Source organism: Pseudomonas mucoides (genome assembly GCF_015461845.1).
Lineage (GTDB): Bacteria > Pseudomonadota > Gammaproteobacteria > Pseudomonadales > Pseudomonadaceae > Aquipseudomonas > Aquipseudomonas mucoides.
Window position 1 is genome coordinate 271,326 of sequence record NZ_JACOPW010000004.1, and the last position, 12,956, is coordinate 284,281.

General features: G+C 58.6%; 8 protein-coding genes. 4 read left to right on the plus strand and 4 right to left on the minus strand.

Translation table 11 applies throughout. The annotated features are described in order from the left end of the window. Positions 1-45: 45 nt before the first annotated feature. Positions 46-4,791: a membrane-targeted effector domain-containing toxin gene (locus H8F22_RS19975; RefSeq protein WP_194940593.1), complete on the plus strand. Its 4,746-nt coding sequence runs from the start codon at positions 46-48 to the stop codon at positions 4,789-4,791. Positions 4,792-4,863: 72 nt separating this feature from the next. Here the strand turns inward: H8F22_RS19975 and guaA are convergent, their stop codons facing one another. From guaA to H8F22_RS19995, 4 genes are all read right to left on the minus strand, one after another. Continuing rightward, positions 4,864-6,441 (minus strand): glutamine-hydrolyzing GMP synthase, encoded by a 1,578-nt coding sequence (guaA, locus tag H8F22_RS19980; protein WP_027922773.1) that lies wholly within the window; start codon positions 6,439-6,441, stop codon positions 4,864-4,866. A gap of 99 nt (positions 6,442-6,540) precedes the next feature. After that, complete coding sequence (guaB, locus tag H8F22_RS19985; protein ID WP_027922772.1) at positions 6,541-8,010, minus strand: IMP dehydrogenase; 1,470 nt, start codon at positions 8,008-8,010, stop codon at positions 6,541-6,543. A gap of 117 nt (positions 8,011-8,127) precedes the next feature. After that, a complete protein-coding gene (locus H8F22_RS19990; RefSeq protein WP_027922771.1) occupies positions 8,128-8,676 on the minus strand; it encodes a hypothetical protein in 549 nt (182 codons plus the stop codon). Positions 8,677-8,838: 162 nt separating this feature from the next. Continuing rightward, complete coding sequence (locus H8F22_RS19995; RefSeq protein WP_194940594.1) at positions 8,839-9,606, minus strand: sulfite exporter TauE/SafE family protein; 768 nt, start codon at positions 9,604-9,606, stop codon at positions 8,839-8,841. A 100-nt stretch (positions 9,607-9,706) separates the two neighbouring features. Here H8F22_RS19995 and H8F22_RS20000 point away from each other — a divergent pair, with 100 nt between their 5' ends. Genes H8F22_RS20000 through H8F22_RS20010 form a run of 3 tightly spaced genes read left to right on the plus strand, consistent with a single transcriptional unit; the run spans position 9,707 to position 12,882 of the window. After that, positions 9,707-10,636 carry a LysR family transcriptional regulator gene (locus H8F22_RS20000; protein ID WP_027922769.1) on the plus strand — a complete coding sequence of 310 codons (930 nt, stop codon included), beginning with the start codon at positions 9,707-9,709 and terminating at the stop codon, positions 10,634-10,636. A gap of 41 nt (positions 10,637-10,677) precedes the next feature. Next, a complete protein-coding gene (gene xseA, locus H8F22_RS20005) occupies positions 10,678-12,057 on the plus strand; it encodes an exodeoxyribonuclease VII large subunit (protein WP_194940595.1) in 1,380 nt (459 codons plus the stop codon). Between the two features lie 3 nt (positions 12,058-12,060). After that, positions 12,061-12,882, plus strand: coding sequence for a peptidoglycan DD-metalloendopeptidase family protein (locus H8F22_RS20010; protein WP_059182206.1), 822 nt, complete (start codon positions 12,061-12,063; stop codon positions 12,880-12,882). The last annotated feature ends 74 nt before the right edge of the window (positions 12,883-12,956 follow it).

A 12,956-nucleotide genomic window follows, 5' to 3' on the forward strand; every position in this document is an offset into this window, starting at 1 on the left:
AGCTAACGGGTCATCCTCACAGCCCATTTCTCAAGGAGCGAGAGCATGCCTGTTGATCAGAATACCGAAGCGTTACCCAATGCTGCCGACAAGGAGCGGCTGAAAACGATTGCCCCCGTCGTTGTGACGGCCTGCCCGGGCTTGAAGGATGAAGCCCACGCAGTCGCCAGCGAAATCCTGAACAAACACGGCATCACCGGCATGGACCCGGATGAGGTCTGGTGGCATCGGTTCGACAACGTCTCGGCCAGCAGCAACACGGCCTTTCTGAGTTGGGAGCACGCCCCCAAACCCTGTGAATCATTGACCCTGACGCAACTGGTCATCCAGGGATACCGCGTGACCGATCAAGACGACGCCCTCGAACTGAACAGTAACGGCGGGTTTTACACTGAGGATGCAAACGCCAGCATTTTCAATGAAACCAATGAAGTGCGGATGTACCCCAGCAAGGTCCTCACGGACCTGTGGGAGATGAACCTCAGTGAACGTTATCTGAATAAACTGAACGCGTTCTGGGCGACTCATCTCGATGACTTCCGGACCCTGGCCAAATCCAACTACCTCAGCAAAGCCGTCGAGGCGCGTCAAAACGGCCAACTGCAAGAGGAGGATTTCCAGACCGTCGTCAGGGCCGTCGTCGGTGGTGCAACCTGGCCGATCACCCTGGCGACCCTGCAGTCCCAAACCGCTTCGCCTGCAGATCTACGTATCTGCGCGCTGGATGTCGCAGGTCATGTCGCCACCGATATTCTGCGCATTGTTGACCGCAATGGTCGACAGATCACTTACGTTCCCGGTGCCGCACAGGCTTTCCACGTGCAGCCGACAGCGACGGACATGCACTGGTGGATCTTGCTGCAAATGAATGAAGAGCAACCGCGCACGGAGTTCATGACCCATTTCCCGCTGTCGGTACGCAAGGAAGTCCACGACAACATCACCCCGCTGATGAACCAGTTGGTCGGCACCTGGGGAAAATACGACCACCATTTGATCAATCAGAAAAACATCACCATCAGCGGCGATCCCTTCACCTGGCAGAGCCGGGCGGTCCAGAGCACGATGCTGGAAGAGGCCGATCTGACGCTGGTGACTCACGGACAAATGCGTAAACAACTTTGGCTGGGTTACCTGGCTGCCGGGCTGCATGTGTTTGGCCCCTTGGCGGTGATGGGTTGGCCAATCGCGTTGCCGGTGATCGGGGCCAGTATCGCCGCGATGGGCTTGAACATCGACAAGGCGGTCAATGGCAAAACGGCGGCGCAACGCAAGGCTGGCGTCATCGGCGCGGTGCTCGATGGCATCAATGCCCTGTTCAATATCCCGATGCTCAAGGAAGCCAGCGTTCTGGAAGAAGTCGGGGCTTCAGTGGATGCCGCCGAAGCCGCCGAAATGGCTTCGCTGAGGGAGTCGGACAGTGCCGCTGAATCTACCGTAACGGAAGATCCGCGTGAGCTCGACAGCGTAGAGTCGAGTCGCCCTCAACCCGAAGGGTCACCTTTATCGCCGAGCGAACCGGTTGTAGTGCCTGAACAATGGCAATGCCATGAGTCACTGGAAAGCGAAATGCTGTCTGCCCAGAGCGGTAAATTTCAGGGGATCTATTCGCTCCATTCCACCCCATCGACCGCAATCAAGATGAACGACGCAGCCTATTACGTGCGCTTCGAAGGCGACGCCAACGGAGCCGGCAAATGGGCAATTATTGATCCAGAAAACCCCGACGCTTTCTCGGGCACGTTCCCCGTTCGCCTGAACGCTGACGGTCAGTGGGAGCTGATACCCCGCACAGGACTGAAAGGCGGAATGCAATCGCCGCCCACCAGCCAGTTGGGTGAGCCCTCTCTCCCCCAAGACGGGGCATGGGCGCAGGAACCCGGTACTTATGTAAAAAAACTGCGAACGCCCCGCATGAGGGAATGGGCCCTGGGCGGTCCGGATGAGTTTATTACGGTTATTGAGGAAGAAGGACAGGAAGTACGGACCAGTCGATTTGCCTGGCATCAGCGCATTGCTCGTAACCGGCTGATACACGATGCCGAAGCCTATTACGAAGCTCATCCACCGTTGCCCCCCGTACAAACGTCTTCCCCTCCTCCGTTCAAAACGGCGGCCGAGCTGTTTCAAACAGTATCCGAACAAAAGTCCGGGTTGGTCTTGGGCCAGACACCGGGCAGCCTCGCCGGTAGAAAATTGCTGATCGAAAATATGCCGACACTGGCGAAACTTGGGTTCAAGAGGCTCTATCTGCAAGAGCTGCTGACCAACGCCAATCAAATGGATCTGGACACTTTCGCTCGCACCGGGGAAATGCCCGCAGAGCTCGAAGACTACCTGCAAAAACTCGATCTCAAGACGGGTCACGACCCGGAGGGCAAGTTGACTTCCCTGGAACTCGTGAAGGCCGCCAACGCGCAGCATATCCGCGTTCAAGCCGTCGACTGCGCGATTACTTACAACATCAACGGTCATGTCAGCCTCGAGCCGCAACAACAAATGGCACGAAGTTTTTTTGCCAGCGAAGTCATTCAACTCAATGAGCAGGCGCACGGATCAGCCAATTGGGTGGCGTTGGTCAATCGGGAAAACATGAGTTCCTTCAGGCGTTATCAAGGCATCAGTGAACAGGTGGGCGCTGTGAGTGTGCGCATCGATGAGGTGAGCCCCGGACTGGCGGAGCCCATTACAGCCGACTCCGGCGCAGCGGTGGTGTATGAGGACTCTGCGGACACGCCTGTCTATGATCTTCAGGAAGCCCCCTTTGAGGGCTCGAACACCGTAACGTCATCCATCAAAGGCGATTGGCGGTTGCAAGTGGAAAACCCATGGACCTATAGATCCTCGACGAACCTCAAAGCCCTGTTGCCGGAGCCAGGCATGTACACCTTTCAGCGTTCGGACAGTGCCGTGCTTTTGGTCTATCGCAATGGCAACAAGCAGATAGAAGAAACCATTATCAAAACGATGCCCGGCGGATACATCGAACTCGATTCCCCTATATGGCCGGACTTCGTCTTCAAGCCTTTCAATAATCTTGAAGCGCTGAAGAATGCACTGGCCGCAAAGGGCATGAGACTCATGGGTTGGCCTGCTCAACCGTCCAAAGCGGTGGATACCGTTGAACAAGTCGCAACTCAGAACATAACTTCCGAGGCATCAGGGACAAGCGAGGTGCTCGAAAAGCTCATTCCGACTCTGCCTGATATCGAGCCACAGGCCTCGGTGCCGGAGCACTGGCAGAGTAATGAAATTCTGGAAAGCCAGGCCCTGCTGGCCACCGACGGAAAATTCAAGGGCATTTATTCACTGAACTCAAACCCGTCCACCGCGATCCTCATGAACGATCAGGCTTACTACGTTCGTTACGAAGCCGATATCAATGGCGGCGGCACATGGGCCATTATCGACCCGGCTACCCCCCATGCCTCCACGGGGTCAATGCCGGTGCGATTGAATGGCGAGGGCGAATGGGAGCTGGCGCCCAATGCCGGATTGAAGGGCGGCGGCAAAAACCTCAGCAAGCCTGTTCCCGGCCCCTCGAAGCCGACGAATCATGTCCGGCCAACGCCTGATTTTTCCAGGCACTTGACGAGATACGACGCCCCCAATGGACGCTCGCTGAACTTCCTGGCTCTGGGAAAGCCCGAAACCCATATAAAAGTCGTTGCCGCACCTGGCGGGGTCCTCAGAGGGGTTTCCCCCTATGAAGAGTATGTCGCCGGGCGTAGAGCGGTCCTGATCAGGGATGCCATCAGATTCCAGATCCCGAAGAATTTTTTTGCCTCGTTACCGGCCCGCCCGATTCAGCCCGTCATCACGCCCTCCACGACCGTTACGGAGCTCATCGAGAAAGTATTCAACACTGCGCCCGGTCTGGTAATCGGTGAGAGTCAGGACCGCATTGCCAGCATGCGGTTCCTGATCGAAAACATGCCGACGCTGGCGAAGCAAGGCGTCAAGACGATCTACATGCATCGCCTGCTCAACGACTTCAATCAAGTCGACCTGAACGATTTCGCCGAAACCGGGGACATGCATGGGATGCTGGGGAAGTACCTGCAAAAACTGCCAGGCGATCCTGCGGGACAGTTCACCCCCCTCGAAGTCGTCAAGGCCGCCCAACAGAACGGCATTCGAATCCAGGCCACCGATTGCCTGGCCAGTTATCGCTATACAGACTCGAATTTCCGCGCCATCTCACGGCAATCCGTCAGGACCTACCTCACCCATACCATCATGAAGGCCACACAAGCCCGCAATGGTGGCGGCAAATGGGTGGTAATCACCGACCAGGAGAGTACCAACACGTTCAGGGGAATGGCCGGCATCAGCGAAACCGAGGGGGGTATCGGTCTACGCATCGAAGAAGTGGGCCCTGACCAGCGTCAGCACCTGGACATCGACCATGGCATCGAAGTCGGCCGTGAAGTTACAGAAATCGCGCCCCTGATGGGCGGTAATGTCGACACCCTGTATGCCGACATCAGCCTGCAGATTCCAACTCAGTTCATTCAGCGATCGCCCGAGCAAATCAATGAGCTGCTGTTCCGCCAAGGCATGTTCACCATTGAAAGTTCGGAGGACACGTTGACGCTGATTCATCGCAGCCGGACCAACCAGATTGTGCGAACGATGATTGCGCGAACGGCGGATGGCGGCTTTCTGATTAACCGTCCTGCCTGGACTGCCGTGCATCAGATCACCTACGCGAATCTGATCAACCTTGTCCACGCACTCAACCGCATGGGCCTGACCCTTGAAGGGCGCCTGCCCTCTGTAGTGGCCTGATCGCAAAAAGGCCCCGTGAACTTGCGCTCACGGGGCCTTTCAGGTGTTACGGACGATCAGTTTAAACCGGGATCACTCCCACTCGATCGTCGCTGGTGGCTTGCTCGACACGTCATAGGTAACGCGGGAGATGCCTTCGATTTCGTTGATGATCCGGCCGCTGACGGTTTCCAGGAGTTCGTAAGGCAGGTGAGCCCAACGCGCAGTCATGAAGTCGATGGTTTCCACGGCACGCAGGGCCACGACCCAGGCGTAACGACGGCCATCGCCCACAACGCCAACCGATTTCACTGGTTGGAACACCACGAACGCCTGGCTGACCTTGTGGTACCAGTCGGCTTTGCGCAGTTCTTCGATGAAGATGTGGTCGGCACGACGCAGCAGGTCGGCGTATTCCTTCTTCACTTCACCGAGGATGCGCACGCCCAGGCCCGGGCCCGGGAACGGGTGACGGTAGACCATGTCGTACGGCAGGCCCAGTTCCAGGCCCAGACGACGGACTTCGTCCTTGAACAGCTCGCGCAGGGGTTCAACCAGCTTGAGGTTCATTTCTTCCGGCAGGCCGCCCACGTTGTGGTGCGACTTGATCACGTGAGCCTTGCCGCTTTTGGCGCCAGCCGACTCGATCACATCCGGGTAGATGGTGCCTTGGGCGAGGTACTTGATGTTGTCCAGTTTGTTCGACTGGGCATCGAAGACGTCGATGAAGGTACGGCCGATGATTTTGCGTTTCTTCTCTGGATCGCTTTCGCCAGCCAGGTTGTTCAGGAACTGGTCTTCGGCGTTGGCGCGGATCACCTTGACGCCCATGTTCTCGGCGAACATGGCCATCACTTGCTCACCTTCGTGCAGACGCAGCAGGCCGTTGTCGACGAAGACGCAGGTCAGTTGGTCGCCAATGGCTTTGTGCAGCAGTGCGGCAACCACCGAGGAGTCAACGCCACCGGACAAGCCGAGCAGTACGTTGTCGGTGCCGACCTGGGCGCGGATGTTGGCAATGGCGTCTTCAGCAATCTTCGAAGGCGTCCACAGGGCTTCGCAGCCGCAGATGTCGAGGATGAAGCGCGACAGGATGCGACCACCCTGCTTGGTGTGGGTCACTTCCGGGTGGAACTGCACGCCGTAGTAGCCGCGAGCATCGTTGAACATACCGGCGATCGGGCAGCTTGGCGTACTGGCCAGGATGTGGAAGTCCTGCGGCATCTTGGTGACTTTGTCACCGTGGCTCATCCACACGTCGAGGCCAAACAGGCCGTCGGCGTCGATATGGTCTTCGATGCCGTCGAGCAGGCGGCTCTTGCCGACGACGTCAACGCGAGCGTAACCGAACTCACGCAATTCGGAACCTTCGACCTTGCCACCCAGCTGTTCAGCCATGGTCTGCATGCCGTAGCAGATACCGAAGACCGGTACGCCCAGGTCAAACACCGCTTGCGGGCAGCGCGGGCTGTCAGCGACGTGCACGGACTCGGGGCCGCCGGCGAGAATGACGCCTTTTGGAGCGAATTCGCGGATCGCTTCGTCGTCCATGTCGAACGGATGCAGTTCGCAGTACACGCCGATTTCACGCACACGGCGGGCAATCAGCTGGGTGTACTGGGAACCGAAGTCGAGGATCAGGATGCGGTGGGCGTGAATGTCGAGGGCCATGATTCAGTCTCGTCTAAGTAATTCAGAAACAGTCGTGATTCAGAAACAACTCGGGGCTGAATAAAACAGCCCCGGTTACTTAACTTTTTGCTTGAAGCCTCAACCTACGCGGTAGTTTGGCGCTTCTTTGGTGATTTGTACGTCGTGAACGTGGGACTCGGCCATGCCAGCACCGGTGATCCGCACGAACTCAGGCTTGGTGCGCATTTCTTCGATGTCGGCACTGCCGGTGTAGCCCATCGAGGAGCGCAGGCCGCCCATCAGTTGATGGATGATGGCGCTCAGGGTGCCCTTGTAAGGAACACGCCCTTCGATGCCTTCCGGAACCAGTTTCTCGGCGCCTGCCGAGGAGTCCTGGAAGTAACGGTCGGAGGAACCTTGAGCCTGGGACATGGCGCCCAGCGAACCCATGCCACGGTAAGCCTTGTACGAACGACCCTGGAACAGTTCGATCTCGCCCGGCGCTTCTTCAGTACCGGCGAACATCGAGCCCATCATCACGCAGGAAGCACCGGCAACGATGGCCTTGGACAGGTCACCGGAGAAACGGATGCCGCCGTCGGCGATCAACGGAACGCCAGTGCCTTCAAGGGCAGCGGCGACGTTGGCGATGGCACTGATTTGCGGAACGCCGACACCGGCGACGATACGGGTGGTGCAGATCGAGCCAGGGCCGATACCGACCTTGACGGCGTCAGCGCCGGCTTCGGCCAGGGCCTTGGCGGCAGCGCCGGTGGCGATGTTGCCGCCGATGACCTGCACTTCAGGGAAATTCTGTTTGACCCAGCGAACGCGGTCGATCACGCCTTTGGAGTGACCGTGAGCGGTGTCGACCACCACCACGTCAACGCCGGCATTGACCAGGGCTGCGACGCGATCACCGGTGTCTTTACCGGTACCGACTGCAGCGCCTACACGCAGACGACCTTGATCGTCCTTGCTGGCCAGTGGGTAAGCCTTGGCTTTTTCGATGTCGTTGACGGTCATCATGCCTTTGAGGGCGAATTTGTCGTCGACGATCAGTACGCGTTCGATGCGGTGCTTGTGCAACAACTCGCGAACGTCGTTCTTGTCCGCGCCTTCCTTGACCGTGACCAGACGCTCTTTAGGCGTCATCACTTCACGGACGGAGACGTCCAAGCGGTTCTCGAAGCGCACGTCACGGGAAGTGACGATGCCGACCAGGTCGCCATTGTGCAGTACCGGAACGCCGGAGATGTTGTGCATGCGGGTCAGTTCGAACAGTTCACGAACCGTGGCGTCAGCCTCGATAGTGATCGGGTCCTTGACCACGCCGGCTTCGTAACGCTTGACCTTACGCACTTCGGCAGCTTGCTGCTCGATGGTCATGTTCTTGTGGATGATACCGATGCCACCTTCCTGAGCCATGGCGATTGCCAGACGGGCTTCAGTAACGGTGTCCATGGCGGCAGAAACCAGAGGAATGTTCAGCTCGATGCCACGGGTTAGGCGGGTCTTGAGACTGACTTCGTTAGGAAGTACCTCGGAATAACCGGGCACTAGGAGAATGTCGTCGAATGTCAGAGCTTCTTGGCTGATACGCAGCATCGCGGGGGCTCCCGAGCGGGAAAATGGAAGCGCGCCATTATAGTCAGACACCCCCTCGGGTTCAATGTAAAACTCTGTCTATTATTAGCATTACTGATATACGGGATTTCTCGCGGCCTACAATTCAACTTTGACCCAACTCACCGGCTGATCCAGCCAATCGGCAAATTCGTCGATAAAGCTCTGCTTGAACCCGGCTTCTGCCCAGTTATTGAAGATGAATCCGAGGTTGGAAAAACCGCACTCCTGCAGGAACAGAAACCCGTTGATGTCATCTTCATGCCCGCATTCTGGACAGGTGAAGTTGTCGGTGCGGCCGGGCATCCAGTCTTCCAGGCTTTCGAACAGCGCTTCGCCGACTTCCTTGCGGCATTCGGCGCAGCCCGCCTCGCTCAGGAAACCTTTGGCCGGCGTGTAGATGCAGCGCTTGGTGATGATCTCCAGACCATTGATTGGCTCGCCAAATGGCAGCGCTTCGGGGTGCAGGACCACGGCGCGGGCACCGTCGGCGATGGCGTGTCCCATGCGATTGCCGGTGCGGCCGCACGTCGTGAGCTCTTCCTTGATGATGTTTTTGCGCACCAGCCACCGCACGACCGCCCGGGCCCGGGGTTCGTGCACTGGCAGCGTGGAGATTTTCGGGACGATGATGCTTTGGGAGTTCATGGCACAGCCCTGCAAATACTGAATATTCACCCTTGTAGGAGTGAGCCTGCTCGCGATAGCGGTTTAACATTCAATAATGTTGTCGACTGATACACCGCTATCGCGAGCAGGCTCACTCCTACAGGATTTTCGGGCGGCAGCTTAATCCCTGACATGCTCAGGTCAAGTGCTCAAGTAACGTCCGATCAAGGCAATCCCGCTGGCCAGTACCAACCAGGTCACCAGTCGCACAAACGCTTCGCGCGATAACCTCATGGTCAATCGCCGCCCGATCCATAGCCCCAAGGCCATGGCCGGCAACAAACACAACGCCAATACCAACAAGGGTAGCTCGGCGTACACACCTGCGACGGCAAACAGGCTCAAGCGCACCACCGTGCTGCAACTGATCAGCGCACTCTGGGTTGCGCGGGCCGCCTCTTTGGGCAATCGGCTGTTCAAATAGATCGCATATAAGAAGCCGCCACTGCCAAACAACGCCCCGAACATCCCGCCCACCGCGCCCATCGGCACCGCCCACGCGGCGGATAACTGTGTCGGACGGGTTTTGACCCACAGGCTGTAAATCGCATAAGCACTGATAAATAGCCCCATCAGCAGCAGCAAAACGTCGGATTTCAGGTTCAGCAGAAAGATCACCCCCAGTGTGCACCCCACCGCCATGCACGGTAGCAACCGCAGCAACTCGGGTTTCGCCACATCACGCCGCGAGGGCAGCAGATTGCCTAACGCCGCGACAAAATCCAGCAGCACCAGCAATGGCACGATCTTCGACAACGGCATGAACAAAATCAGAATCGGCCCCGCCACCAGCGCGGTGCCGAAACCGGCTATGCCGAACACGATATAAGCCAGAGCGATGCCCAGCCCGATGATCAGCCAATCCGTTGTGCCGAAGGGCCATTGGTGCAACATCTCAAACAGGTTCATCTGCACGCCTTCATTAATTACCTGTGATGACTTTAGCCAGCGCCGAGTCTTGCGACTAATATCTTCAAAGTCGCCCTCTCATCTCAAAAAGGCATGCCTCGTGCTTTCAACCCGTCAATTGCGTTACTTCGTGGAAATCGCCGAGTGCGGGAGCTTCAGTGCAGCCGCTGAGCGTTTGTTTGTCGCGCAGTCAGCCTTGAGCCGGCAGATCAAGGACATGGAAACCCGTCTGCAAACCCCCTTGTTCGAACGCACTGCACGTCTGCCCCGGCTGACGGCGGCCGGTGAAGCCTTCCTGCCCAGGGCCAGAAACCTGCTGATCGAATTGACCAAGGCCAGTGAGATGACTACCCAGGTCGGAAATGGAGAACTCGGCACCTTGCGTCTTAGCCACTCAAGCACCGTGCCCATGAGTGGCCGCCTGCTGCGAGGCATCAGCGGCTATCTGAGCCAGCATGTCGGCGTGTCCATGGAGATCGCCAAGCTGTCTTCCGAAGCGCAACTTGAAGCGTTGGCCGACAGTCAGCTGGATGTCGGACTGCTGCGGCTGCCGGTATTGCGCCAATGTGAAGGCGTGCAGATTGTTCCGTTGTACAGCGAACGCTTGCTGCTGGCCGTTCCCCCCAATCATCGACTGGCCGTGGATAACTCCGCTCAGGGCATCGATCTGGCGCAACTGAAGGATGAAGCCTTTATCTCCATTCCTCATCCCCAGCGCGGCGGCCTGAGTTATCTATCCGCCGAGCTGTGCATGCGTCAGGGTTTCTTCCCGAGAGCGGCCCGAGTGGTGTCGCGCAAAACCACACAACTGCAATTGATTCAGGCCGGGTTCGGCATCGCCCTGCTGCCGGAATCGATGCGGGACATTGCGCCATCTGACATTCACTTCCTGCCCCTGGCAGACCCGGATTGCCTCAGCACCGTCGCCCTCGCCTGCCGGCAGAATCCCACGACGCTGGTTCAACACTTCATCAATGTCTGCACAGATCATTGTGGGAGCGAGCCTGCTCCCACAGGGGATTTGCGCTGACTCATGGAGATTCGAAGTCGAATGCCTTTAAACTGCGCCCCATGATTAAAGATCCCTTTGCAAGACTCGGCCTGGACCGTGAAGTCCTGACTGTCAGCCAGCTCAACGGCCGCGCGCGGGTGTTGCTCGAAGACGTGTTCAGCAATATCTGGGTCGAAGGCGAAATCTCCAACCTCGCCCGCCCGGCGTCCGGCCACGTGTATTTCACCCTCAAGGACAGCGGCGCCCAAGTGCGTTGCGCGCTGTTCCGGCAGAACGCTGCGCGGGTTCGCCAAGCCTTGAAGGATGGCCTGGCGGTCAAAGTCCGCGGCAAGGTTTCGTTGTTCGAGGGGCGCGGCGATTATCAGCTGATCCTCGACACCGTGGAGCCGGCCGGTGACGGCGCACTGCGTTTGGCCTTCGATGCCTTGAAGGAAAAGCTCAGCGCCGAAGGTCTGTTCAGTGCCGAGCGCAAAGTGGCGCTTCCAGCGCACCCTCAACGCATCGGCATCATCAGTTCGCCGACCGGCGCAGTGATTCGCGACATTATCAGCGTGTTCCGCCGCCGTGCGCCGCAGATCCAGCTGACACTGATTCCCACCGCCGTGCAAGGTCGCGAAGCCACCGCGCAGATTGTCCGCGCACTGAAACTGGCGGACGCCCGTGGTTTCGACGCGCTGATCCTGGCCCGTGGCGGCGGCTCGCTGGAAGACCTCTGGTGCTTCAACGAAGAAGCGGTGGCCCGCGCCGTTGATGCCTGCGTCACACCGATTGTCAGCGCTGTCGGTCACGAAACCGACGTATCGATCAGTGACTTCGTGGCCGACGTTCGCGCCCCGACGCCCTCCGCTGCCGCCGAACTGCTCGCCCCGGATTCCAGCGATCTGGTGCGCAGGGTCGAAAGCCTGCATCGCCGGCTGGTGATGCGCATGCGTGACCGCTTGATGCGCGACCGCCTGCGTCTGGAGGGCATCTCTCGCCGCCTGCGCCACCCCGGCGAACGCCTGCGCCAGCAAGCGCAGCGTCTGGATGATCTGGACATGCGCTTGCGGCGCGCCTTCGAACGCAGCCTCAACACCCGTCGCGAACGTTTGATTCGCCTGGAAACCCGCCTCGCCGGGCAACATCCTGGCCGGCAACTGGCGATGCTCCGCCAGCGCCTCGACAGCCTCGCCGAACGCCTGCCCCGTGCCATCCGCGAAGGCCTCAAGTCGCGGCGCCTGCAACTGCAAAGCCAAGTGCAGACGTTGCAGGTGGTCAGCCCGCTGGCGACCCTTGCCCGTGGTTACAGCATTCTGCTGGACGAGCGCGGCAACGCGATCCGCAGCGCCGAACAAACCCATAACGGTCAGCGCCTGAAGGCCAAGCTCGGCGACGGCGAACTGCAAGTTCGGGTCGAAGACAATCACCTGACGCCTGTCACCCTTTCTTTACTGGATTGATCCATGCCGCGTTTTTTAGCTCCGCTGCTGTTGCTGTGCCTGACCTTCAACGCCCACGCCGACAGCTACATCACTCGCCTGTTGAACAAACCGGTGCCGGGCGGCGTGGCCGTGGTGGATCTGGGCGCCGCTGCCCAGGCGCCAAAAGCCAGCTATCAAGGCAAACCGGTGCTGGTGGTCAAGGAACAGAACAACTGGCTGGCGATTGTCGGCGTGCCGTTGACCGTGAAACCGGGCACGCAGCAGATCAGCAGCGGCGGTCGCAGCCTGAACTTCACCGTCGGCAACAAGAAATACCCGGAACAACACATCACCCTGAAAAATACCCAGCAGGTCAATCCGAACCCGGACAACCTCAAGCGCATCGAAGGCGAACTGGCCGAGCAGATCCAGGCCTACCGCAGCTTCAGCCCGAACACTCCGAGCAACCTGTTGCTGGACAAACCGGTCAACGGACCGCTGTCGAGCAAGTTTGGCGTGCGCCGCTTCTTTAATGGTGAAGAGCGCAATCCGCACGCGGGGCTGGACTTCGCTGTGCCTGCAGGTACGCCGATCAAGACGCCGGCCGCGGGCAAGGTGATTCTGATCGGCAACTACTTCTTCAACGGCAACACGGTGTTTGTCGATCATGGCCAGGGCTTTATCAGCATGTTCTGCCATATGTCGAAAATCGATGTGAAGGTTGGGCAGCAGTTGGCGCGTGGTGGAGTGGTAGGCAAGGTCGGTGCTACTGGCCGTGCGACCGGGCCGCATATGCACTGGAATGTCAGCCTGAATGATGCGCGGGTGGATCCGGCGATTTTTATTGGGGCGTTTCAACCCTGACTTGTGTGCAAAGGCTGATGGCCTCTTCGCGGGCAAGCCCGCTCCCACATGGGATCTCCAACCCTGTGGGAGCG